This is a genomic window from Chryseolinea sp. T2 (assembly GCF_037203685.1).
Classification (GTDB): domain Bacteria; phylum Bacteroidota; class Bacteroidia; order Cytophagales; family Cyclobacteriaceae; genus Chryseolinea.
The window spans coordinates 231,150-256,850 of record NZ_JBBCAU010000001.1 but is presented as its reverse complement, the minus strand read 5'-3'; the positions used below and the strand labels follow the sequence as shown (position 1 = coordinate 256,850).

Annotated in this window: 21 protein-coding genes; 9 read left to right on the top strand and 12 right to left on the bottom strand. The window is 48.1% G+C overall.

Going from position 1 to position 25,701, the window contains the following annotated elements:
- Positions 1–16: 16 nt before the first annotated feature.
- Positions 17–1,870, top strand: a complete 1,854-nt coding sequence (locus tag WBG78_RS01050) for an alkaline phosphatase (RefSeq protein ID WP_337324503.1) — start codon at positions 17–19, stop codon at positions 1,868–1,870.
- 117 nt (positions 1,871–1,987) lie between these two features.
- Here the strand turns inward: WBG78_RS01050 and WBG78_RS01045 are convergent, their stop codons facing one another.
- A complete protein-coding gene (locus WBG78_RS01045) occupies positions 1,988–2,431 on the bottom strand; it encodes a DMT family transporter (protein WP_337324502.1) in 444 nt (147 codons plus the stop codon).
- A gap of 108 nt (positions 2,432–2,539) precedes the next feature.
- Entirely contained in the window at positions 2,540–3,133 is a 594-nt protein-coding gene (locus tag WBG78_RS01040) for a putative glycolipid-binding domain-containing protein (protein WP_337324501.1), read from the bottom strand.
- A 123-nt stretch (positions 3,134–3,256) separates the two neighbouring features.
- Here WBG78_RS01040 and WBG78_RS01035 point away from each other — a divergent pair, with 123 nt between their 5' ends.
- Positions 3,257–4,483, top strand: a complete 1,227-nt coding sequence (locus WBG78_RS01035) for a glycosyltransferase family 4 protein (protein WP_337324500.1) — start codon at positions 3,257–3,259, stop codon at positions 4,481–4,483.
- Here WBG78_RS01035 and WBG78_RS01030 read toward each other — a convergent pair.
- The 6 genes from WBG78_RS01030 to WBG78_RS01005 all read right to left on the bottom strand — a co-directional run bounded on the left by WBG78_RS01030 (position 4,480) and on the right by WBG78_RS01005 (position 10,593).
- Positions 4,480–5,670, bottom strand: a complete 1,191-nt coding sequence (locus WBG78_RS01030; RefSeq protein WP_337324499.1) for a Gfo/Idh/MocA family protein — start codon at positions 5,668–5,670, stop codon at positions 4,480–4,482. The two genes, WBG78_RS01035 and WBG78_RS01030, sit on opposite strands and share 4 nt — an antisense overlap.
- Before the next feature lie 50 nt (positions 5,671–5,720).
- The gene (locus WBG78_RS01025; protein WP_337324498.1) at positions 5,721–6,920 is read right to left on the bottom strand and encodes a nucleoside permease; all 1,200 of its coding nucleotides are present in this window, start codon (positions 6,918–6,920) and stop codon (positions 5,721–5,723) included.
- Between the two features lie 201 nt (positions 6,921–7,121).
- Complete coding sequence (prmA, locus tag WBG78_RS01020) at positions 7,122–8,015, bottom strand: 50S ribosomal protein L11 methyltransferase (protein WP_337324497.1); 894 nt, start codon at positions 8,013–8,015, stop codon at positions 7,122–7,124.
- Between the two features lie 182 nt (positions 8,016–8,197).
- The gene (tpiA, locus tag WBG78_RS01015) at positions 8,198–8,959 is read right to left on the bottom strand and encodes a triose-phosphate isomerase (RefSeq protein WP_337324496.1); all 762 of its coding nucleotides are present in this window, start codon (positions 8,957–8,959) and stop codon (positions 8,198–8,200) included.
- Positions 8,960–9,037: 78 nt separating this feature from the next.
- Positions 9,038–10,057, bottom strand: coding sequence for a gliding motility lipoprotein GldB (gene gldB / locus WBG78_RS01010; RefSeq protein ID WP_337324495.1), 1,020 nt, complete (start codon positions 10,055–10,057; stop codon positions 9,038–9,040).
- 35 nt (positions 10,058–10,092) lie between these two features.
- Positions 10,093–10,593 (bottom strand): DUF6702 family protein, encoded by a 501-nt coding sequence (locus WBG78_RS01005; protein ID WP_337324494.1) that lies wholly within the window; start codon positions 10,591–10,593, stop codon positions 10,093–10,095.
- 242 nt (positions 10,594–10,835) lie between these two features.
- On the opposite strand from WBG78_RS01005, the gene WBG78_RS01000 reads away from it, so the two are divergent.
- From WBG78_RS01000 to WBG78_RS00990, 3 genes are all read left to right on the top strand, one after another.
- A complete protein-coding gene (locus tag WBG78_RS01000; protein ID WP_337324493.1) occupies positions 10,836–11,432 on the top strand; it encodes a HupE/UreJ family protein in 597 nt (198 codons plus the stop codon).
- A 144-nt stretch (positions 11,433–11,576) separates the two neighbouring features.
- Positions 11,577–13,796 (top strand): M1 family metallopeptidase, encoded by a 2,220-nt coding sequence (locus tag WBG78_RS00995; protein ID WP_337324492.1) that lies wholly within the window; start codon positions 11,577–11,579, stop codon positions 13,794–13,796.
- A gap of 76 nt (positions 13,797–13,872) precedes the next feature.
- On the top strand, positions 13,873–16,098 hold the full coding sequence (locus WBG78_RS00990; protein ID WP_337324491.1) for a M1 family metallopeptidase: 2,226 nt from the start codon (positions 13,873–13,875) through the stop codon (positions 16,096–16,098).
- Between the two features lie 406 nt (positions 16,099–16,504).
- Here the strand turns inward: WBG78_RS00990 and WBG78_RS00985 are convergent, their stop codons facing one another.
- The 4 genes from WBG78_RS00985 to WBG78_RS00970 form a co-directional block, all read right to left on the bottom strand.
- Complete coding sequence (locus WBG78_RS00985; RefSeq protein ID WP_443092762.1) at positions 16,505–17,497, bottom strand: pyridoxal-phosphate dependent enzyme; 993 nt, start codon at positions 17,495–17,497, stop codon at positions 16,505–16,507.
- An 83-nt stretch (positions 17,498–17,580) separates the two neighbouring features.
- The gene (locus tag WBG78_RS00980) at positions 17,581–18,405 is read right to left on the bottom strand and encodes a toxin-antitoxin system YwqK family antitoxin (RefSeq protein ID WP_337324490.1); all 825 of its coding nucleotides are present in this window, start codon (positions 18,403–18,405) and stop codon (positions 17,581–17,583) included.
- 99 nt (positions 18,406–18,504) lie between these two features.
- Positions 18,505–20,406: a molecular chaperone HtpG gene (gene htpG / locus WBG78_RS00975; RefSeq protein ID WP_337324489.1), complete on the bottom strand. Its 1,902-nt coding sequence runs from the start codon at positions 20,404–20,406 to the stop codon at positions 18,505–18,507.
- Between the two features lie 588 nt (positions 20,407–20,994).
- A complete protein-coding gene (locus WBG78_RS00970; RefSeq protein ID WP_337324488.1) occupies positions 20,995–21,474 on the bottom strand; it encodes a DUF4293 domain-containing protein in 480 nt (159 codons plus the stop codon).
- 38 nt (positions 21,475–21,512) lie between these two features.
- Here WBG78_RS00970 and truA point away from each other — a divergent pair, with 38 nt between their 5' ends.
- The 4 genes from truA to WBG78_RS00950 all read left to right on the top strand — a co-directional run bounded on the left by truA (position 21,513) and on the right by WBG78_RS00950 (position 25,670).
- Positions 21,513–22,271, top strand: coding sequence for a tRNA pseudouridine(38-40) synthase TruA (gene truA, locus WBG78_RS00965; protein ID WP_337324487.1), 759 nt, complete (start codon positions 21,513–21,515; stop codon positions 22,269–22,271).
- A 60-nt stretch (positions 22,272–22,331) separates the two neighbouring features.
- The gene (locus WBG78_RS00960) at positions 22,332–24,104 is read left to right on the top strand and encodes an ABC transporter ATP-binding protein (RefSeq protein ID WP_337324486.1); all 1,773 of its coding nucleotides are present in this window, start codon (positions 22,332–22,334) and stop codon (positions 24,102–24,104) included.
- 171 nt (positions 24,105–24,275) lie between these two features.
- Positions 24,276–24,917, top strand: coding sequence for a hypothetical protein (locus tag WBG78_RS00955; protein ID WP_337324485.1), 642 nt, complete (start codon positions 24,276–24,278; stop codon positions 24,915–24,917).
- A gap of 165 nt (positions 24,918–25,082) precedes the next feature.
- Positions 25,083–25,670 carry a hypothetical protein gene (locus WBG78_RS00950; protein WP_337324484.1) on the top strand — a complete coding sequence of 196 codons (588 nt, stop codon included), beginning with the start codon at positions 25,083–25,085 and terminating at the stop codon, positions 25,668–25,670.
- Positions 25,671–25,701 lie beyond the last annotated feature (31 nt).

Here is a 25,701-nt window from a genome sequence, read left to right as displayed (position 1 = left end):
TACCGATCCATCACCTATGCGCTTTCATCTTACTGCCCTGATACTTCTGATAAGTTCAACGGCCTTTTGTCAAACCCCCTCGCAGTCTGCACAACCTGTACGCCCGTATGGTACCGGGTCTGTCTTTAGTCACAACGACTACCTCCAGCCCGTTCCATTTTATATGGCATACCTGGCAGGAGTTGGCTACGTGGAAGCGGATGTTTTCCTCCAAAGCAAGAAACTTCTTGTCGCTCATACGAAGGAAGAAATCTCAGAAGCAAATAGCCTGGAGGAACTGTATGTTCGTCCGTTGCAGGCCGTCATTAGACGGAACCGGGGATTTGTTTTCGCAGACACGTCGAAAACTCTCACCTTCATGATCGACTTAAAGTCTGATGCACAATCGACGCTGCCAGCCCTGGTGGCGCTTCTGAAGAACTATAAGGAACTTACAACAGCGAAGTCTCTCCGAATAACAATCAGTGGCAGCATGCCCACGCCGGACAAATGGAAACAGTACCCATCATACATCTACTTTGATGGACGCCCCAACATAACCTATTCCAATGAACAGTTGCTGCGCGTTCCTCTCATCAGCGACAGCTTTACAAACTATTCAGATTGGAAGGGGAATACAGAAATGAGTGAAGATCAACTGTCGAAAATAGCTGCCGTTCGCGACGCAGTACACGCAAAGAATAAGCCCCTTCGTCTGTGGGGTATCCCTGATGGCCCCAACGCCTGGGCTACCTCAATGAAACTCGGCATTGATATTATCAACACCGATCATCCACAGGATGCCGTCAAGTATGTCAGTCGATACGGTAAGGACAATTTTGAACTGGCCGGCAAACAGGCAACCTATCAGCCCACTAAAAAGTTCTCAACTACCGCAGTTCCGAAGAACATCATCCTGCTCATCGGCGATGGTACCGGCCTGGCGCAGATCTATTCTGGCTACACCGCTAATCATGGCTCATTGAATGTTTTCAATATGGGTACCGTTGGATTGTCAATCACCAAATCATCAAACGGCTACATCACCGACTCAGCAGCGGGTGCAACTGCGTTCTCTACAGGAAGGAAGACCAACAACAGATTCATCGGAGTTGACTCAGTAGGCACGCGATTGCCAACTGTAGCCGAGCATCTGAAGCAAAAGGGTTATCACATCTCTATCGCCTCCTGCGGCGACATTACGGATGCGACACCAGCTTCTTTCTATGCACATCAGCGCGATCGTGGAATGAGCGAGCCCATCGCACTGGATTTCATGTCAACGAACTTCGACGTTCTCATCGGCGCCGGAGCAAAATCATTTGTTGAGCGTACCGACAAGCGTAACCTTTTCGATGAACTCCAACGTAAAGGCTATACTGTTTCCGGTCAACTCTCCACGTTGCCAGCTGTTGACAACACACGTTTCGTTATAATCGACGACGCTGCCGGATTGCGCAAAAGCAATGGTCGCGGCAATTTCCTCACCGACAGCTTTAAGAAGGCCAGCGCCATGAGCGTAAAGAGCAAGCAACCGTTCTTCATGATGTTTGAAGGAGCCCAGGTAGACTGGGGTGGACATTCAAATGACCTTCCTTACCTCGCCACAGAATTTCTCGACTTCGATGCGCTCGTCGGCGAAGCGGTAAGGTTTGCTGATCAGGACGGACAAACACTTGTGATCGTTACCGCCGACCACGAAACGGGTGGCCTTTCACTTGTCGGTGGCGACATCGCCTCGGGAAGCGTTCGAAGCAACTTCAGCACCGGCGGACATACCGCGATACCGGTGCCGGTGTTTGCCTTCGGCCCGGGAGCACATCTCTTCACAGGCGTTTATCAGAACACCCAGATCTATTCGAAGATCATGCAGCTGGTGGGCGGCAAGTAAACCAATTAACCAATCAACTTATCGCCAATGGCGAGTACGACCGTAGGTAGCGACAGCGAATTCTTAATTCTTAATTATTCTTAATTCTTAATTTCCTGACCTGGCCACCACACAGCATTAGTACTTCCTTATGATGACAACGCCTGCAATAACAAGGGCGATGCCCAATAACTTCATGTAATTGATGGGAGTGGGATGTGCTACAAGCACATTGAAGTGCTCGAGCATTATAGATACAAGCATTTGCCCCGCAACGACAAGTCCAAACGTTAAACCCGGCCCCAGCTTTGGGAACAGCAGAACTATGGCGGTCACATAAAACGCACCTAGTAGCCCGCCGAGCCACAAATAGCCTGGCGCTTCACGGAGACCGGGTATAGAAGCTGTTTGTCGCGTTAAGAGAATATAAATGATCAGCCCAACAGTCCCGACGATGAAGGAGATAGTTGCTGCGTAAGCGGAATTTTGTGCGGCAATTCCAAGGCGTGCATTAAGTCCGGCTTGTATCGGAAGAACTGCACCAGATAACAAAGCGATGATGACCCAAATCAGCTTATCCATAGTTTGTGTTGACAATGGCGTTAAGCTACGAAATTTGCCAGCATCATTATGCAGCTAATCGAGTAGGTGACATTCGTATCCTCAGTTAGTAACACCGTTATCTACATGCTATAAGATTATCGATCGAAAGTCATAGTTCGATCTGATCGCCGCCTCGCGTTTAAATAGCTGAGGATAGTCTACCACTAAGCCATCGTCATCAACTGTTATCGTGGCTTCGAAGTCGTTTGGAATATTCTCATAGTGATATGAGGTATCCGATATCATTGTATAACGCTGGCGTACGGAATGAATCCTGTTGGAAAGCAGATCACAATAGATAACCTGTATCACTGCCGTCTCCTTTTGGCCGAGGCGCAGTCTCCTGATCGGCAGTGTATTCGTAAATGGCGTTACAGGAATATCGACATCTATGCATCCATTGAACTCAGCCCGCTCCCGGCCGTTGTATTTCCATGTGCCTGAGGCATCCTTCAAAAGCTCATGGCGGACAAGTTGATCATTATGCTGGACATCTATTCGAAGTGAGGTTGTATGACCCCTGGCATCAGTTGACAAAGAATAGTGCACATAGTAGAGTTTATGCTCATAGCGGCCAACAATCGTTGACTGGACCTTTAACACCAGGCCCTCTATATCCACTAAGCAATTCTCGAGTGAATAATATTCGCGTCCCGACCAAAGAAGATTGAGCTGTTTCATTTGTTCCTCCGTCCTTACGTTAACCTAACTTCCGATGCAAGCACAACATTAATGCCATGTAGAAACTCTTGAATGGCCACGCAGGTATTCACACTTGATGATTAATCTGCTTTCTTTGCACCTGTGAAGATACTCATCATCCATCAGCACTTCAGACTTCCGTCGCAGGGTGGGGCCATAAGGTCTTACTATCTGGCGCGGGCGCTGGTTGAGCATGGCATCGATGTGGAGGTGATCACGGCACATGCTGGTAAAAAACAGGAACACCAAAACGTGGATGGCATCAGTATCCATTATCTTCCAGTCGACTACGAAAACAGCTTCGGATTCCGTAAACGAAGTCAGGCCTTCATAAGCTTTGCGTGGCGCGCCGCTGCGCTTGCGGCTCGTTTGCCCGGCATTGATCTTTGCTATGCTATATCCGTACCGTTGACAACCGGCCTCAGTGCCATGTGGTTAAAAGCCACAGAGCGCCTGAACTACCTGTTCGAGGTCGGTGACCTTTGGCCGGACGCACCTATCGAGTTGGGATTTGTTGAGAATGGTGTCTTTAAAGCAGCGCTGTTAAAACTGGAATCGATTACGTACTCCAAAGCGGCAGGCATCGTGGCGCTGTCAGATCCCATCAGGAAGGCTGTTCAAAGAAAGTCACCGGGAAGTCAGGTGTACGTGATTCCCAATATGGCGGATACAGAGTACTTTGGTACATCCGCAGATGGAACCGCTTTCAGAACCCGACACGGCGTCGCGGGTAAGTTTGTAGTGTCGTATATCGGTGCCGTTGGATTCGCCAACGGCCTGGATCATTATATCGAGTGCGCCAGGGCTGCATCACAGGCAAAACTGAATGTTCACTTCTTCATTTGTGGCGACGGCGCATTGCTTCCTCAGCATCAAGCAAACGTAAAACGACTGGATCTTCAGAACCTCACGTTTCTTCCCTTCTCAGATCGTGCAGGTGTAAAGGAACTCATGGATGCCAGCGATGCCATCTTCGTATCCTACAAGCCATATCGTATACTTGAAACAGGATCCCCTAACAAGTACTTTGATGGATTGGCCGCCGGCAAACTTATCGTTGTGAACTTTGAAGGTTGGATACGCGAGGAGATAGAAGGTGAAAGATGCGGTATCTATGTTGACCGCCAACGGCCAGATGCATTTGTTAGCGTGATCACTCCATTTCTGAACGATCGCGCACTGCTTAAGCAATATCAGATTGCGTCGCGCGACCTCGCACTACGCAAGTACTCAAGGATACAGTTAGGAGCACAGTTTGCTGATGTGATAAAGCGGACTGTAAATGCTTGCCAAAACGCCGGACGATCATTTAGATCACCGAAACACTAATTATCCACTCTCTCAAAGATCTTCCCGGTCTTTTTGTTTTTAAGGATGAGCTTCTTTGCACCATAGTGCGTCACTTCCTCCTTCACAAGATAATGCTCTGCATCATATTCTGTGAGATGCTGATGTTTCGTAAGCCCGCTCTTTCCACGCCAAACATCAAGCACGACGGGTTCCCATAGCTTCGATTTCGCCGACTTATACGCCGCATCCAGTACAGCGTTCACAACATATCCATCATAAAAAGTCTCACGGGGCGCGGCACCTTTTTCCATCGAGTTGAACATGTCCATGAACATGTGATTGTATCCAAGTTCGTTCAACTCATCGCCTACTGGAAAAAGCCAGCCTGAATTGCTTTCTGCCTTTTCTGCAATGTAGTCTCCGCCCTTGCCGGTGGTAAACATTTCGAAACCGGTACGGAGGAAGTTGTTGACCCAAATCGTCCCCTCTGTTCCCATAACCTCGTCGCGAAGATCAAGGCCTCCACGAAACGTCCAGCTCACTTCGAATTGTGCCATCGCTCCGTTTTCATATTTGATCAATGCGATTGCGTGATCTTCTGCATCTATTGGCTTCACCTGGGTATCCGCCCAGCACATTACTTCAACGGGTTTAATGTCCTTTCCAATGTAGCTCCTCGTGATCTCAACGCAGTGACAACCCAAATCAAGAATACATCCGCCACCGGCCTGTTCAATATCCCAGAACCAATCGGAGTGAGGACCAGGATGTGTCTCCCGCGACTTCGCCCACAGGATACGTCCAAGTCCACCTTGCTGAACTGTCGACAACGCCTTTATGAACTTTGGCGCATAAACAAGGTCTTCGAGATAGCCATTGAATATCCCGGCCTTTTCAACTGCATCGAGCATACGTCGTGCTTCTGCCGCGTTTCGCCCCAATGGCTTTGTAGTGATCACCGCCTTCTTGTGTTTGCAGCAAAGCAGCACAGCTTCTTCATGAAGATTGTTTGGCAAAGCAATACAAACGACCTCTACTTCCGGCCGCGCGATCGCTTCTTCCATTTGAGTAGTAGCAAATGCTACCTTATAATCCGCAGCAAACTTCTGTGCACTCTCAGACCGCCGCGAGTAAATGGTGACGATCTTGTCTTTGCTTCTATACCCCTGAAGTGAGTCGGCATAAAAGCGTCCGATGAAGCCGGACCCGAGCATTGCTATATTCATGGTCGTGAGATTTAATAAGCTAAATAATATTCATCGAAGGCATGACAGCCCTAGGCAGCTTGCTTAATGTCCCGCTTTTCCTTAAAAAACAACAGGAAGTAAACCAATACGCCTACCGCTACGAACGCCGGAACCCACCAGATACTGGTCCAGTTCTTTACTCCATCAACCGTATAGCGATCAATCACCGAACCGGAAAACTTCGTACCGAAGTACATGCCTAGCCCGTACGTTGCAAACGTAAACAGGCCCTGTGCGGCGTTCTTGATTTTTTCACCCGCCTTCTTTTCAGTGTACATGTATCCAGTCACGAAGAAGAAGTCGTAGCATATTCCATGAAGGACGATGCCGGCATAAAGCATCCACATGTTGTCACCTACATTGCCATAGGCAAAGCATACATAGCGAAGCAACCATGCCGTCATACCAAGAATAAGCATGTTCTTTACTCCAATCCTGTTGAAAAGGAACGGTATGGCGAGAATGAACAACCCCTCTGATACTTGTCCAAGTGTCATCTTGCCGGCAGCGTCCTGCAGACCGACTTCATTCAAAAACAGGTTAGCACCGGAGTAATAGAACGACAATGGTATGCAAACCAACACTGCAGCAATAAAGAAAATCAAATACGGTTTGTCCTTAAACAATACAAATGCGCTGGCACCCAGCGCACCGGACGCACTCGTATCCGCTGCTTTTCCCTTAGGAGGAGTATTAGGCAAAATAAACGAAACGACACCCAGCAATATTGAAGCACCTGCCGCCAGCTGAAAAGTCGATGGTGTCTTTTCGATACCAGTAGCACTGATGATTACACCCGCCAAAATCCATCCCACCGTTCCAAACACACGTATCCATGGAAACTGTTTTCCCGGATCGGTCATCTGAGCGAAGGCAATACTGTTCGTCAACGCAATAGTTGGCATGTACAACAACGAATAAACAAGAATCACCCAATAGAAACCCGAGTTTGAGTCAACCTGCGTAGCCAGATAAAGCAGCACACCGCCAATGATGTGAAACACTCCAAGAATATTCTGCGCTGCGAAAAAACGATCCGCCACCATGCCAATGAAGAACGGGGATATCATCGTTGCCAGTGCCAGTGCGCTGTAAGCATCACCGATATCAGTACCGGTCGACTTCAAAAACTCCGACATGTAAGTTGCCATGGTAACATACCATGCACCCCAGATGAAGTACTCCAGCAACATCATAAAGGACAGCCTGGCGAATACGGACGATTTCATGCGATAAGGATTTAAGTTGAGAAATATACACGTCCGCTATCGGTAAACGAAAGCCACCTGCATAAAAGAAGGATCGAAATCCTCTTCGCAGCAGGTCAACGTGTTACCGCTCAGCAAAGGCGAAGATGACTTGATAATTAACTGTGCACAGGCACGGCTGACGGAAGGCAGCATCGGGCACATGTCACCCGGCATCGCGTATCAGGATCGCGTCAAAAGAAGTGAGGCCCACTTCTCTCTTTCTCCTCTGGAAGTTTCTTTCAAACCAAAAGGTGCTGCTACAGCAAGCAAATCGGGAATATCTTCTGTGTAAAAACCGCTGAGCAGAAGTTCGCTGCCCTTCCCAAGATACTTAGCATAAAGAGGAATCTCGTCCAGCAGCACGTTCTTGTTGATATTGGCAAGGATGATGTCGAATGTACCGTCGAACGAGAGGTCAGCCAGCTTGCCCAGGTAGTGCCTGATGTTCGTGCAGTGATTGAGCTCAATGTTGTCGAAACTGTTGGTAACGCTCCATTCGTCAATGTCAAAGGCATCTACTTCGCGTGCACCAAGCTTCGACGCCATGATGGAAAGAATGGCTGTTCCACATCCGGCGTCCATCACACGTCTGCCACGATGGTTCATTTTCATCTGCGCGCTGATCATCAAATGCGTTGTCTGATGATGGCCCGTTCCGAACGACATCTTGGGAGTGATGATCAGATCATACTCATATTGTTTGTCCGGTTGATGGAACTCCGCGCGAATGATGCACCGATCATCAACAACGATGGGCTCATAACTTTTCTCCCACTGCTCGTTCCAGTTCTGCTTTTCGATCCGGTCAAATGAGTACGACAGCTCCGTCTGACTTGCATACTTTGAGAGTATGGCCTCAACAGCGTCGCGATCATAGGCGTCGCCCTCAGTGTATGCCTCGAATCCATCGTCGTTCTCCATGAACGAATCGAATCCCGCCTCCGACATTTCGGCAATCAACAACTCGTTGAACTCAGGTTGACAAACGACTTTCAGGCAGCTGTAGTACATTGTATTTTCAATACTTGCATTAGGATCCCGTAGGGATCCCAGATCATTAGAGAACGCATTCATCGCATTTAGATCCCATCGGGATCTCAGATTATTAACAACGACGCATTCGGTCATAGCAGCGTGCGACGCACGGGACATTTCTAATGCACCCACTTACATCGCACGCAAAGCAGACATTTAATTTAAAAAGAACGTAATAATCCCGAGATCGCTCTCAAACGCCCTCTGCCGTCAGTTGTATCTTATATCGACTTAACGATCTCCGTAAAATCACGCGACTTCAAAGACGCACCACCAACCAATCCGCCATCTACATCCGGACACGCGAAAAGCTCCTTCGCATTCGCCGCAGTAACACTTCCACCATAAAGTATCGTGATCTCATCTGCAACGGCCTGGCTATACTTAGACGCAAGGTGCTTGCGGATAACAGCGTGCATGTCCTGCGCCTGTTGCGCCGACGCGGTCTTGCCCGTTCCGATTGCCCATACTGGTTCGTAGGCAATCACAAGCTTTTGCAACTGTGCTGCGCTCAAATGAAACAATGCCTCTTCAACCTGACGCTTTACAAGATCTTCATGACCGTTGCTTTCGCGAACCTCGAGCGGTTCGCCGCAGCAGAAGATCGGAGTCAGTCCATGCTTCTGCGCAATGTCAATCTTCTTGGCAAGAAGCTGACCATCCTCACCAAAATACTGACGACGCTCGCTGTGACCCAATATCACACTCTTAACTCCAACAGACGTAAGCATTGATGCAGATACTTCTCCTGTGTATGCACCTGATTCATGCTGGCTGCAGTTCTGCGCCGCTACCGAAATGCGTGTACCCGTACCGATAAGCTTGGTGAGTTGTGCCAGGTAGGGAAACGGCACGCATAAAATCACTTCCACATTGCCCTTCACTTCATCGGCTACCATTCCCTTTACTTCCGTCGCCAGGATATTGGCTTCTTCAAGGGTCTTATTCATTTTCCAGTTGCCGGCTACAATTTTCTTACGCATAGTGTGGTGATGTTGATGGTTTAACTATTAAGTGTTTTTTAAAATGGCTTTAAAGATAAAGAGGATTTTTCAATTCAATCAGTGCGACGGTCGGTAAGCTGATTCTTTGAACAGGCGCTGCGCCTGCCCTTCCTTCATTAAGTCCGGAAGAGAAACATCGGGATGATGATCAGCATACTTATTCACGATCTGCCAACCCACCCATTGACCTATTCGCCCGGGGCACTTCTCGCCAACCTGAATCGTGTTCGGTCGTTCCCCGAGATAGTCCTGCTTCACTTTATGATTTGTCGAATACAGGATCTGGCTGTCAACAAACCGCTTCCAGATAAGATCTTCATTACTTCTCGAGCCCTTGATCTCTTCGGGCGTATACCAGATCAGTACGCTGTCAGGAACACAGGGAAGCATACGCTTGGCGAAGTAAAAAGACTTGCCGTAGGCAACCATGTCGGCCAGTACGGTCTTGTCGCTCAGCTCGCTTTGATTGAAGCGCGGACTGATACCATAGATCAGCATGCATGAAGGTACAATGTCATCCGGATCATACTTGCGCAGCAGGTAATCGTAAACGCGTGGACGATATTTTGCTCCTCTTCCGAGGAAAAAATCAAGTCCGACAATAATCAACGAGTCTGAAACGTAGAGATCGGTATCGAGCCCCGACACGATGGTTTGAATCCGTGGCGGAGTGATGTCTGGATAGTAGTGCTTGAGATTCGTAAATGCCTGCTGAAATTCTGCTTTGAGCCCTTCAACATCTCCGAATACCCTGCGCGTTTCCGCATTCAAAGTGTCAAAGTGCGGGTTGTTGAACTTATGATACAACTCATTGATAAACGTCGAATCATCAGGATACTCCGCACGTCGGAAAACCTCGTCCCGAACGATCGGATATCTCGTAAGAAAACTGACCAGCTTCTTTTTCGAGGGAATACGCAGCAACGAATCCTGCAGCTGCTGAAACTTCATTTCGATCTTTATCCCGCTAACGTCGGGCTGTACTGCGCACTTCTCTTTCTCTTCACCACAACTGTAAAGAAGGGAGGCTAACAAAACAATGGAACAAGTGACGCAAAAGTTAAAGGACTGCTTCATAACCTGGGACAGGCGAAAAAATGGCATTGTAATAACTATTCAGACTCAAAGTTAATGATGTCGCTCGGTTTTGAGCGAGTGAGACGCAGACTGCGAACCGTTTCTCCACGCGTAACGTGCACCAGGTTCGATTGATCGTCGTAGGCTTCGGTGATAATTGAGTTTTGAACCTGTATCGCCTTCCACTTCTTCACTTTGTCAACTTCTACATAGAAGATAAACGCCTCGTGATCCCTTTCATGACCCAGGTATTTAATGACCTGCGTCTTACCATCCAGGGAGACCGAGAACCTCGTCTTCAGATACGTCTGCATGAGCTCATCGAGCGACTGTCCTTTCGGTTCCAGCACGTCCAGCTCCGGCTGGCGGAAGCTTTGCCTCATCGTGGTCTCCAGGTCATCTATGAACACGCGCATCATGATCTCGAGCCTCTTCTCCTTCTCGTCCATTTCGATTTCAGTCACCGACACGTGCATGGGATGCAGCCACGCTGCGAAATGCATGGGAAGAGCGATCAGAAAGGCGTAGAATGTCATCGCAAAAAAATAAGGTGTAAAGATTGAATATTAATGCCGAATCCGAAAATGGTCGTTGCGGGTAACACCGTCTGGCACAGCCATTAGTGTAATCTTTCGAAGGAAAACCTGACAATTTTCGCTCCCAGAACGCGAAAACCTGTCCCTGTTAACAGAAACTCGTTTGCGGACAAAATGGGTGATGGAGAGATGACACAAAAAGCAGTAATATTGCCGGTTGTTTCAAAGGGTTTTGACGAGTTATGTCCGATTTTAGCCTGTACTTTGGCCTTGGGAAAGATCATATACTGGATTATGCAAACGGTTACGATCACATTCTTTTTGTTGTCGCGCTCTGTGCGTTGTACGTCAGCCACGACTGGAAAAGGGTACTCATTCTCGTAACCGCATTCACCATCGGGCATTCGATAACGCTGGCTCTTTCAACATTTAAGATCGTGAACGTGCGATCGGAACTGGTCGAGTTCCTCATCCCGGTCACCATTTTCATAACGGCCGTTTCAAACCTGTTTAAGAACGAAAACAACATTGGAACGAAGCCCATGCAGGCAAACTACTTCTATGCCCTGTTCTTCGGATTGATCCACGGACTTGGCTTTTCGAATTACCTGCGTGCCATTCTGGGTAGAGACAAAACGATCATCACCCAACTCTTTGCTTTCAACGTAGGACTTGAATTCGGACAACTCGTAATTGTATTGCTCTTCATGTCGGTATGCTTCATATTGGTCGATTTGTTTGGTGTGGACAGAAGGGACTGGAAGATGGTGATCTCGTCGGCGATTGCAGGGATGGCGCTCATCCTCATGAAGGAAACAGCGTTCTGGTTAGACAAGTGAGCCTCGCGGTGAATGCTTGCTTAACTATTGCCGGTAAGGTGATGGGCGACAATGGACTTGATGCGATTCGACTGAAGAGGAATCGTATCTTTTGAACAAAGGAATAACTCAATAAGAATAACTCATTCATTAACCTAAATTCATATGAAGCGTTTCTTGATTACGCTGCTATCGGCAGGCGCCATCACCGCCTACGCACAGCAGCCGCAATGGCAGGGCAAGTTTGAGCAGCTTGGTCAGACATTGCCGACACCCAACGAGTACCGGACGGGTTCGGGTGCTCCCGGTGTAAAGTACTGGCAGCAAAAGGCCGACTACGCGATCGACATCGAACTGAACGATCAGAACCAGAGTATCACTGGAAAAGAAACGATCACCTATCACAACAACTCCCCCGACGTACTGAAATATCTCTGGCTTCAACTGGATCAGAATATTCTTTCGAAGGACAATACCCTGTCATCTACCGATATCGGAGCGTTGGTTGACTCCGCAGCAGCTAAGACCTATGCGGCACGCGTATCCGACTTCAAAGGTGGCTTCAATGTGAAAAGCGTTACAACAACTTCAGGGGCACCGTTGCAGCACACCATCAACAACACGATGATGCGCGTTGATCTTCCTCAGCCTCTTAAGCCAGGCGAGAAGTATGCGTTCAACATCGAATGGTCATTCAACATCGTTGACCGCAGCGTTTTCGGTCAGCGTAGCGGCCTCGAATTTTTCCCTGAAGACGGAAACTATATTTACACCATCGCGCAGTTCTTCCCACGCATGTGCGTATACGACGACTACGAAGGATGGCAGAATAAGCAATTCCTCGGAAGAAGCGAGTTCACGCTTCCTTTCGGTGATTATAAAGTGCGTATTACTGTTCCTGCCGACCACATGGTTGGTGCTACAGGTTCTTTGAAGAACCCTAATGACGTGTTGTCTAAGACGGAGATCGATCGCTTCAACTCAGCAAAGACATCGTACGATAAACCTGTGATCATCGTAACCCAGGCGGAGGCAACTCAAAAGGAAAAGACGAAAGCAACTCAGAAGAAGACCTGGGAGTTTCAGGCCGACAATGTTCGCGACTTCGCATTCTGCTCATCACGCAAGTTCATCTGGGACGCTCAGGCAGTGAAGATCGGAGATAAGACTCCGCTGGCGATGTCTTATTATCCTAAAGAGGGAAATCCTCTCTGGGAAAAGGAATCTACTAAAGCAGTAAAGAACACCATTGAAGTTTATTCGAAGTACACTATCGACTATCCTTATCCGGTTGCCATCTCTGTTCACACAGCAAGCATCGGCATGGAGTATCCGATGATCTGCTTCAACTTTGGAAGACCAAACAAGGATGGCAGCTACAGCGCCACAACGCGTCAGGGAATGATCGGTGTGATCGTTCACGAAGTAGGTCACAACTTCTTCCCCATGATCATCAACAGCGACGAACGTCAGACTACGTGGATGGATGAGGGTATCGATACGTTTGTTCAATTGATGACGGAACTGGAACGCTATCCCGACATTCAGTGGTCACGCGGAACACCTGCGGGCCTAGCTCCTTATCTGAAGGGCGACAAGTACAAGCAACGTCCTTTGATGACCAACGGTGACCAGGTAATCGAATTTGGAAACGAGCAATATGCAAAGGCGGCAACAGGGTTGTACATGCTTCGTCAGACCATCATGGGTCCTGAGCTGTTTGATAAAGCCTTCAAGGAATACGCTACGCGCTGGGCCTTCAAACATCCGAAGCCTGCCGACTTCTTCCGTACCATGGAGGATGCTTCGGCTGTAGACCTCGACTGGTTCTGGAAGGGGTGGTTCTACACAACTGATGATTGTGATCAGTCAATCGATCAGGTACGCTGGTTCCAGACCCGCAAGACAGAAACAGATCCTGAGAAGAAGAATCTCAATGTTAAGAAGGGCGACCTGAATGCAAGCGCTAACGAGAAGAAATTTGATGACTTCAGCGGCGGCCCGCAGCCCTTCAGCCTTATTTCAACTGATCCCCGCCTCAACGGCGAGTTCAACAGCCGCGTGGATGATAAAGCAATCATGCAGAAGCTGGACAACAAGAACATCTACGAAGTCACGCTCAGCAACAAAGGTGGCCTGGTGATGCCCGTAATCATCCAGTGGACTTACAAGGACGGATCTAAAGAGATCGAAAGAATTCCTGCTGAAGTATGGCGTGTGAACGAACAGAAGATCTCTAAGGTCTTCATTAAGGATAAAGAGGTTGTTGACATTACCCTCGATCCGCTCAGTGAAATCACAGACGTTAATACGCAGAACAACGTATTCCCTAAGCGCGCTGACGCAGGTACGAAGTTTGACGACTTTAAGAAGAAAAGTAAGTAACACATCGCTGGTGCTATCGCATGAACCAGGAGATTACTTGTTCAGTGGCGATCGATCGGATAAATGAATTAGACAGATGAAATACTCTTTCAAATGGCTGACTTTGCTGCTTACCGCAACAGCCTCTACCGTATACGCACAGCAGTGGAAGGGAAAGTTCGAGCAACTGGACGAGTTGCTGCCCACGCCGAATAGTTACCGGACCGGATCCGGTGCGCCCGGTGAAAACTACTGGCAGCAACGGGCCGACTATGTGATCAGCGCCGAACTGGACGACGCGACTCAGACACTTACCGGTTCAGAGACGATTACCTATTATAATAACTCACCCGACGCCCTCACGTTTCTGTGGTTGCAACTGGATCAGAATCTGTTTGCCAACAACAGCATGACGAACGTAACACGCACCGGGACGGTCCGGGATTCGGTCCCTGCGAGCTTCTTTAAGAACGCGGCGGGAGTTAGCCTTCCCGATAACAAAGGTTATCAGATAAAGTCGGTGAAAGATGCATCGGGAAAGAACCTTCCCTATGTTATCAATAATACGATGATGCGCATCGACCTCCCGGCGTCACTCAAGACAGGAGAGAAGGTAAGCTTTTCGGTTGCATGGACCTTTCACGAAACGGACCGTCAGACCTACGACGGCCGCGGCGGGTTTGAGTATTTTCCGGAAGATGGAAACTACGTTTATACATTTGCTCAATGGTTCCCCCGCATGTGCGTGTACGACGATTACGAGGGCTGGCAAAACAAACAATTCCTCGGACAGGGAGAGTTTGCCCTCGTGTTCGGTAACTATAACGTGAAGCTTACCGTGCCCGCCGATCATATCGTAGGGGCTACTGGCACGATTCAGAATCCGAAGGACGTGCTCACGAAAGAACAGCTGGAAAGATTTGAGCGCGCAAAGAAGACGTACGATGCTCCCGTGCTTATCGTTACTCCTGAGGAGGCTGCGAAAAAGGAAAAGACCAAGTCAACTAAAAAGGCAACATGGTCATTCGCAGCAGAGAATGTTCGCGACTTTGCCTTTGCCACTTCCCGTAAATTCATCTGGGATGCGCAGGCAGTGAAAGTCGGAAGCAAAACACCACTCGCTCAATCACTGTATCCAAAAGAGGGCAATCCGCTTTGGCAAAAAGAATCCACGAAAGCGATACGCAACGCACTGGAGCTTTACTCATCAAGAACATTCGAGTATCCTTATCCCGTGGCATACTCTGTTCATTCTGCTGCACAGGGAATGGAGTATCCAATGATTTGTTTTAACGGCGGGCGTCCCAACAAAGACGGATCGTTCTCCAAGCAAACACTTACGGGAATGGTTTCGGTGATCGTTCACGAAGTAGGACACAATTTCTTTCCCATGATCGTAAACTCCGACGAACGTCAATGGTCGTGGATGGATGAAGGATTAAATACCTTCCTCGAGAAGGAAACAATTCGCGAGCGTTATCCTGAACTCTTTGGAACCCACGGTACCCCTAAGGGCATTGCACCTTTTATGCGCGGCGACAAGAGTCAGCAGCGACCAATCATGACAATGTCTGATAACATTCGTCGCACAGAGTTCGGACCAAACGCCTATTCAAAACCTTCTGCGGCATTAACAGTGCTTCGTGAAACAGTAATGGGTCCCGAACAATTCGATCAGGCATTCAGAGAATATTCGCAGCGATGGGCCTTTAAACATCCCAAACCTGCCGACTTCTTCCGTTCAATGGAAGATGCTTCCGGAACTGATCTCGATTGGTTCTGGCGCGGATGGTTTTATACCACCGACAACGTCGATGTTGACCTCGCTGCGGTGAAGTGGTATAAGTTGAACAATACAAAGTCAGATCCGGAGAAGAAAGGTGTGAAAGCAAAGCAGGGTGATCTTGCAGCATCCACTCAATCCTCAAAAGATGACTTCTCAGGAGGTCCTCAGATGTTTACCATTAACAACACACCTGAGAAACTGAATGCAGAGTTCCGCAGCACGGAAGATGATAATGCAATACGGGCAAAGCTCGACGGCAAGAACATCTACGAGCTGAAGTTCAGAAACGTTGGCGGCCTGATAACACCCCTGGTAATTCAATGGACGTACTCCGATGGCACCACGGAAGTTGAACGTATTCCTGCAGAGGTATGGCGCATGAATGAAACAGAGATCACAAAGGTGTTCATCAAAGATAAACAGGTGACAAACATCGTTCTCGACCCCAACTTCGAACTTGCAGACACGGAGATCAGTAACAACGTATTCCCTAAGCGCAAGGGAGTGTCGAAGTTCGATCAGTTCAGGGCGAAATAGAGAGCAATTGATAATTTACAATTGAAAATTGAGAATTAAGGAGCGGCCTGCCGGCCGCTTTTTTAATGATTTAAATCCCGTAGGGATTTCAGATTAATGGCAAGGGATTTCAGATTAATGGCAAGGGATTTTCTGGATTTAAATCCCATAGGGATTTCAGATTAATAGCAAACGATTCGGAATGTTATCTCGGCGTGTCGACGATGAATTTTCAAAGAAATGCGCACTTCATCCGACACGCAACGCAGGCAAACAAATTTCGATCGTTCATTTCGTACGATGAACATCCGCATTCAATTGAACGCTTGCGGACCGCACGAGCGGAATTAATCATCTCATCCTGCTATTGACTACTTAACAGGATCGGAATACATCCTTCCGATAAAGAATACATCTGAAACGGGACCTAAACGCCCTTAAACATCAACTTAAACGCGCGCTCTAAATCCACATTCCCGCCAGAGAATATAATCCCAACGCGTTTTCCTTTGAGCTTCTCCTTCGCCTTCAATGCCGCCGCCAATGGCACAACACCCGAGGGCTCAACAATAACTTTCAGCCGCTCCCACACCAGTCGCATCGCAGCAACAATTTCATCATCACTCACGGTAACAACTTCCTTCACCCGCTGACGAATTATTGGAAACGTCTTATCTCCTAACGAAGTGAGCAATCCATCGGCGATCGAATTGGATTGAGAGGGCTCAATCTTGCCGGTCTGCATCGAACGAAATGCATCATCTGCGCCTTCGGGTTCTGCAGCAATAACAGTTGTTTCTGGTGAGAAGTATTCAACAGCAAGAGAAACACCACTTAACAATCCACCGCCACCAACGGGCGCGATGATCACATCGAGCTTTCCAACTTCTTCCATCAGTTCCTTGGCCGCCGTTGCTTGTCCGGCTATGACCGCGTAGTTATTAAACGGATGAATTTCGGTGGCCCCTGTTTTACTGATAACATCAGCAAGAGTCGATTCGCGCGCGGTGAGTGTAGGCTCGCACTCAAAGATCTCACCATCGAATCCACGTACTCCGCGCTTCTTTACTTCGGGAGACGTTCGCGGCATAACAATGTATGACTTCGTGTTCATGATCTTTGCGGCCCGCGCGAGCGCCTGAGCATGATTGCCACTCGAATGAGTCGCGACGCCTTTCGATAAGTCGTCGGGTGAAAGCGTGAGCACTGCATTCATCGCACCTCTTGCCTTAAAAGCCCCTATCTTCTGAAGGTTTTCGCACTTGAAGAACACTTGAGCTCCAATCATTTCATCAATGCCCTGTGAGGTCATCACTGCAGTTTGATGAATGTACGGCTTGATTCTGCGATGCGCAGCTTCGATCTCTTCCCTGGTAGGTACTGTGCGATTGTTCGACGCTGTGGATTTAACAGCGGAGATATTTTCTGATTGTTCCTGTTTGCTGGCCACGTCTTTGAGATTCTTTGACAACCGACCAAACTAGCAAACTTTGATGCCTTACCCTACTTTGTCGACATCTTATTATTCCGGTAGATCTCTTTCCCCTTCTCGTTCCACTCGACCTTCACGTAGGGTTTGTTCTCCTCATCGAATGCTTCCTTGGGATATGAGATGATCTTTTTACGGTTTCCGTTAGCGTAATATTCAGTCCAGTCACCGACGCGATGATCCCACTGATATTCACCTAGTACAGCGACCTTGCCGTTCTCATGGAAGTAGTAATAGTATCCTTCCTTCTCACCGTATTCAATGGGTGTCATTTCCTTCATCTTCTTTCGCTGACCTGGATCGTAGTATGATACAAGTGATTCCTTTGGCCAGCCCTGGTAGTAACGTTCTTTGTCTTTCAGCGTGCTGTCGCGTGCGTATTCCATCCAGCGGCCATGTTTGGTCCCCTTGTAGAAAATGCCCTTCGCCATCACCACCTGCCCCTGACGACGTTCATAGGGTCCGTGCAGCAACACGCCCTTCTTTGGATCAAATGTGCTGGTCTTTCTGATCTCGTGACGAGTGAAATCGTACCAGTAGATGTCGCGAACAAAAGTTTCCGGCAGCTTGGGTTCCTTCAGATAGTAGAACAGCTCAAAGGTTACGCGATCGCCTTCGCCTCTCTTCGTGAAGCCTTTCTTCGTCTTCAGCCCATAGTAGACACGCTTCTTAACTTTCTTCTTCTTGGTGTTGACAGGGTCCGCTTCCTGCTCAAAATTAAGATTGACGGGAGTATCAATTGTAAAGCGTTGCTCCTGGGGCGAAGGTTCTTCCTGAGCTCTTGCCGTAATGGCAAGCGAACAGGAGAGCAAAAAAATCACGAGTACCCGGTTTCGCATGATGCTATTCTAACGTCTTGAATGCGTTGTTATTGCAAAAATAAAAAACCCCTCCCGGATTGTAAACAGGAGGGGTTCGTATCCCGTCGGATGGCCGGATCAGGAGACGAGGTCTACGCTGCGTTTGATGAAATTCGTCAAATCAGCACCCGTCAGTAAATTCTGTGACAACAGACCGAGGTCGTACGCCTGCTTGGCAAGCTTCGATTTCTGGTCGTCGTTTTCGGCCTTCAATATCTTTTGAATAACGCCATGGTTCGCATTCACGGAGACGTTGTAGTTGTCAGGCATCGAACCCATGAAAGCGTATTGTCCGCCACCAAGTTTGGCCATGTCTTTCATGCGGCGCATGAACTCACTCATCGTCACCACAACAGGCATGTCTGATGGCGACAGTGATTCAACTGCGATCGTCATGTTCTTGTTCGAGATCGCCTTTTCAAAGATCTCCTTGATTGCGTTCTTTTCATCTTCGGTCAAAACGCTGTCAAGCTTTTCATCCTTGTCGATGAGCTTGTCAGTAGTTTCGCTATCCACACGTTTGATCTGAACTTTCTCCAGCTTTTGCTCAAGCGTGTTGATGAAGTGGCTGTCCAGCACACCATCCAGTTGCAATACGTCATAACCCTTGGCCTGGGCGTTCTGTATGTAGCTGTCCTGCTTGCCAGGATCAGATGTATACACATAAACAACCGTGCCTTCTTTGTCCGTCTGAGAAGGGCTTACCTTGTCTTTGTATTCTGAGAATGTGGCGTACTCCTTGTTTGTGTTCTTGAGGAGAGCAAAATCTTTAGCGCGGTCGTAAAACTTCTCGTCGCTGATCATGCCGTACTTCACGAAAATGTTGATATCATCCCACTTCTTCTCGAAGTCCTTGCGGTCTTTCTTGTAAATGTCGCTGAGCTTGTCAGCAACTTTCTTCGTGATATGCTGACTGATCTTCTTCACATTAGCATCGCTTTGCAGGTAACTGCGCGATACGTTCAGAGGAATATCCGGTGAATCAAGTACCCCATGAAGCATCATGAGGAAGTCAGGCACAACGTCCTTCACTTCGTCGGTGATGAACACCTGGCGAGAATACAGTTGAATCTTATTCTTCTGCATCTCAAAGTCGTTCTTCACTTTCGGGAAGTATAGCACCCCCGTTAGATTGAACGGATAATCTACATTGAGATGGATCCAGAACAACGGATCTTCCGAGAACGGATACAGCTCTTTGTAAAATGCAATGTAGTCTTCGTCCTTAAGATCAGAAGGTGATTTAGTCCAGAGAGGAGCAGTGTTGTTGATGATGCGGGCAACCTGTACCGTTTTGTATTGGGGTTTGCCTTCGCTGTCGGTGCCGTCTTCTACGCTTTCATCCTTGGTGCCGAATTGAATCTCAACAGGAAGGAACTTGCAGTACTTCTCGAGGATGCCTTTCAATTTCCATTCGTCAAGGAATTCTTCTGAATCACTGTTGACGTGAAGGATAACATCCGTTCCGCGGGCCTCTTTCGTTGCAGAGAAGAGTTCGAATTCTGTCGAACCATCACAGATCCAGCGAGCTGCTTCATTTTCAGCCGCTTTATAGGACCTCGAGATGATTTCCACCTGATCAGCCACCATGAAAGCCGAGTAGAAGCCAAGTCCGAACTTACCGATGATGTCTTTCGCATCGGTCTTGTCCTTGAACTTTTCAACAAACTCGGTAGCGCCGGAGAAAGCGATCTGGTTGATATATTTTTTGATCTCTTCACCTGTCATACCGATACCCTTATCGCTGACGGTGATGGTCTTCTTTTCCTTATCGAAAGAAACCTGGATGCGGAGGTCGTCTGTCTGACCGGTGGCCTCGCCGAGAGCAGCCAGCTTCTTCAGTTTCTGAGTAGCGTCGACAGCGTTGCTGACGAGCTCCCTCAGGAATATCTCATGATCGGAATAGAGGAACTTCTTAATGATCGGAAAGATGTTCTCGGTGTGTATCGAGATCGTGCCTTTTTCCTGGACTTCTGCCATATCGTTAGTTTTTGCTGGTTGTAAAATGATTAATGGGGAAGAGACGCGCTATTCCCCGTGCGCATCGGAGTTTTCAAATGTCGTTCCATTGAGGACTGGACTGACATCATGTCAGAATAGAATCCTCTTTTCTTCCTGATCAGCCTATTGGTTTCGGATCGAATGCGGGGGTGTAGATGCATGTCATCGGCTCATAAATAGCGTACCTTGGTGACGCAGTACTCCAGGGAAGTAGCCTGGATGCAGAGCGGACGTAGGCTGACTAGACTCCCCGGAGGCACACATAGTGGTTTATACACAATTTGTCCAATGTCTGTCCAAAATTTGTCCAGACCCTTGACTTAAAAAACGGGAAATTGAAGCGGAAAACGGGTTGTGTGGTCTAAATAACCCAAAATTGGCCTGAAAAATGGGTTTTGCTGTTTAACAACGATTCAGTCAAAATTATAACTCGCTGAATATCAACACCATTGTAATCAAGGAAAAGCGTACAGGCAATCCGAAATAATCGGACCGTTTGGGGATTATCTTAGATGCTAAAATACGAAAAATGCAGAAGAAAGTTAGAGCTAAATTTCGGGATTGGGGCTAACGCAGTCGGTTGGAATCGCGGACAAGCTTTTCATCTTTCCTGATGAACCGGTTCGCCAGGAGGTTGCAGAGAACAGCCACTCCAGGGAGCCACATCCCGAGTCCAAAGCTTCCTGAACCTGCATCGGTAGTCTTGATCAGGTCGTTTGAAAAATAGAAGGATGCCAGGATAACGCCGACAAGGAAGAATGAGTTAAGGGCACCAATTTTCATCTGGGCCAGGCGGTTATTATACTTCAGGATACCCATGATGGCAAGCGTAATGGCAGCCACACAAAGCATGGCAGTGACCGAGTAGGGCATGTACACGTAAACGGCACCTTCACTGCTTGCTCCTTTCAGACCCGTTGCGCGATAGAATGAGGTCAATACTGTCGTATCACCGTTTACATCAACCGACCAGATGGGAAACACCAGCGAAGCCAGCAGAGAGATAACAGCTACCGCCAGAAATACAGTTTGGACCCTTTGCCACATAATACGCTTGCTTTAACTTGGCGGCAAAGTAAAGAATATTGCGTTACTTTTTTGAGATCGCCTACAATGGCCGGAACTATGCTGGATGGCAAAGTCAGGCGAATGCCACCAGTGTGCAGGCGGTCGTCGAGAATGCGCTGTCTCACCTGGCCAAAGAAACCGTAAAGATATACGGCAGCGGCCGCACCGACACCGGTGTGCATTGTGAACAGCAATTCTTTCATTGTGACCTGGAGAAGACATTCGAGATCGAAACGCTGCTTTTTAAGCTCAACTCTTTCCTGCCCCGAGACATTGTGATCAAAGGCATCCGACCTGTTAAGCCCGAAGCTAGCGCACGTTTCGATGCCCTCGAGCGTTCATACCAGTATCGCATAACAAAGGAGAAAAATCCGTTCCTGGAAGGCCTCGCATGGCACTCATTTAAGGCCGTCGACGTTCCAACCATGAACAAGGCGGCTGCGTTATTAGTCGGGGAACACGATTTTGAGTGCTTCAGCAAAGTGCATACGGATGTAAATCATTTCCTTTGCACGATTAAGAAGGCACACTGGCAGGAGAAGGATGGCATGATGCTGTTTGATATTACCGCTAATCGTTTTCTCAGAGGCATGGTAAGGTCGGTCGTAGGTACCTTGCTCGACGTGGGTAGCGGCAAGACAACGATAAAAGACTTTCAGTCAATTATTGACAGCCGCGACCGGAAGAAGGCGGGGGCTAACGTGCCACCACATGGTTTGTATCTCACAAGGATAAAGTATCCTGCGGCGATTTTTATCAAAGATGATTCAGAGTAAGGTCAGTTGAGCTTACAAACTCGAGGTATAACAAGACAACGAAACAGAGCCCAATAACTCGTGGAGAAGGAAAAAGTAAGTAGCGGCAATATCATCGACTGGTCTGTACTCAGACGGCTCATGCATTTCGTTTCCCCGTATCGCGGGCGGTTCATGACCGTTGTAGTCCTCACCATTGTGTTGGGAATACTTACTCCCACGCGTCCGTACATGGTTCAATACACCCTCGACAATGACGTTGCACGGGGTGACTATGCAGGCATGGTTAAAATGATGATCGCGTTACTCGTGATCCTTATAATACACTCGGTTGCTCAATACGCGCACACCTATCTGTCGGGTTGGTTGGGTCAGCAGGTGATTCGCGACATCCGTTCGAAGCTTTATGAACATATTGTAAGTCTGCGGCTGAAGTTCTTCGATAAGACTCCGATCGGGCGCCTGGTTACGCGCACCATTTCGGATGTGGAAACGCTTGCCGATGTATTCAGCGAAGGACTCGCGGCCATGGTGGGCGACCTCCTTCAGATTATTTTCATCCTCGCTTTCATGTTCTATCAGGACTGGCGGCTGGCGTTGCTCAGCCTGTCAACGATACCCCTATTGCTTGTCAGTACCTATATATTTAAAGAGAAGATCAAAGTTGCCTTCAACGACGTACGCAATGCAGTTGCTAACCTGAACACCTTCGTACAGGAACACATTACGGGCATGAACATCGTTCAGATCTTTGGCAGCGAGGCCCGCGAGTTCGAAAAGTTCAAAGAGATTAACGGCGAGCACAAGCACGCCAACCTTCGTTCTGTGCTCTATTACTCTATTTATTATCCTGTCGCCGAGATCATTGCCGCCGCGGGCATAGGTTTGCTGGTGTGGTATGGAGCGAAAGGGATCATTAACTACGAGACTACACACCTCACGATCGGTAAGCTCATTGCCTTCATCATGTACATTCAGATGTTCTTCCGTCCAATACGCATGATCGCAGACCGGTACAACACTTTGCAAATGGGTATTGTGAGCTCGTCGCGCATCATGAACCTTCTCGATTCCACAGAAGACGTTCAGCAAAACGGCGACGTTAAGCCTGCCTTGATTCACGGCTCTGTTCGGTTCGACCATGTGTGGTTCGCTTACAACGAGAGCAACTATGTTCTCAAAGACATCAACCTGGACATCAAAACAGGTGAGACAATTGCCCTCGTCGGAGCAACGGGTGCCGGCAAGTCTTCTATCATCAATCTGCTGAACAGGTTCTACGAGATCAACCGTGGAACAATCAGCGTTGATGGAATTGACATTAAAGAGTACGACCTTGGCACGCTTCGCCGTAACATAGGCGTCGTACTTCAGGACGTCTTTCTTTTCTCGGACACGATATATAACAACGTCACCCTTGGCAACAAGGAACTCACGGAAGAGATGGTGTGGAGGGCAGCAGATCTGGTTGGCGCGAGAAAGTTCATCGAGCGTCTGCCCGATAAGTTGAACTACAACGTTATGGAGCGCGGTGCAACGTTGAGCGTGGGTCAGCGACAGTTGATCTCGTTCATTCGGGCCATGGTTTATGATCCGCGTATACTCATTCTTGATGAGGCAACCTCATCCGTTGATTCCGAAACAGAGGAGATGATTCAAAATGCCATTGCCCAGATGATGAGTGGACGCACGGCCATCGTGATAGCCCACCGGTTGTCTACCATCCAGAAGGCCGACAAAATCATCGTTATGGATCATGGAGAAATCAAGGAAATCGGCCGCCATGAGGAGCTTCTCGGCCGGGATGGCTATTACAGTCAGCTGCATCGCATGCAGTACAAAGAGTTTGTTTAAAGCTTTAAAGCCATAAAGGGCGGGTCGGCGTCCGAAACTCCTTGCACTGGGGCCGGTGGGCTATCTTTGTTTTGAATGGTCCTACGCCACTTTTTTATCGTTGTCATTTTTTGCTGTCTCAGCGCTTCCGCCCTGGCCCAGAAAGCACGCATTTACAACTCTGGCAAGAGTATGTATACACAAAAACGCTTTCAGCCACCTCCAAAAGTAAAGGGAAATAAAGCCAAGACTGTTTGTCCCATCTTTGAAGAAAGCAAATATCCTTATCAGGGTTTTGGTATCAAGCTGGGCGATCCTTTTGCGCTTACTTATAAGTTCTATGCCAATGAACACTTCGCAGTTGCCATTGATGTGGGTAAGGCATCAAGCGGTCTGTACAACAGCTATTTTAAAGAGAAGTTCTACGAATACATCGTCACTGATACATTCTCAACTGCCGAAGCCAGCATCGAGTATTACACACATAAGGTCACTTCCGATATTGTAGCAGAAGGAAAGATACTTTACTCAATTGATGTACAAAAGATCGCCCCCGGCCTGCAGATTTATGTCGGCGCTGGTTGGGAGTTCAAGAACACCAAGATTCAATACGACTATACTTACAGTGAGCGTAACGATGGCAACCCCGATGCATTCGGGCGATTCGATCGTGTACGCACAACGATGGGGCCACAGGCAGTAGTTGGTATTGAATATTCACACTTCTCTATTCCAATATCTGCCTTCATGGAATTGGAATACTTCTCCGATGTCATGGCCGATCCAGGCTGGACTCGCCTCGAAGGTGGCGCGGGTTTGAGATATATCTTTTGATTTGCAGATCATTTTGATTACTATGAGATCCACGTGGTAATCCATTGCGCATAGTCATCAATTCATTTACGCGATCGGGTCCGAACCATTGTCCCCAAAAAACGAACATTCATAATTAATCGTCGCAGGAGACGCCTTATATTGCACGCGTAAATCTTGACATTTATGAATGGAAAAGTGTTGATCGCTGCAATTCTCGTGGCGTGTGTTGCATACAATGCAAGTGCCCAGGACAGATCGCTGGGACTACGGTTGGGTTATCCGCTAGGGATAACTTTCAAGAGTTATATTCAAAGCAATCATGCTGTAGAATTCCTGCTCGGAACTCAGCCGGGGAACTGGAGTTCAAATTACTACAAGAAGTCATTCCACAAGTTCAACGACTTCGAGAACGATACCTATCTGTCGCATCACGTTCGCAGCACGTTGTATCTGCAGGGGCGATATCTGTTTCAATACAACATTCCGGTCTCTGGCATGGAAGGTATGCTTGACTGGTACTGGGGCGCCGGTGCAATGATTAAGTTTGCCAGCGTTCAGTATCAGTACCACACTAACGAACCTCCGAAGACTCCGTATTATCAAACAGTAACCGACGTTGATTTCGGGCCTGAATTCATGGGAGGTATGGAATACACTTTTGAGGATGTACCCATCACACTATTTGGCGAAGTCAGCGTTTTGATTGAACTCGTTAATCGTCCGTTCGTATTCAGGGGATTTGCCGGAGTAGGCGGACGTCTGCGATTCTGACAATAGCGGACGTTTATTTTGGTGGCCAGTC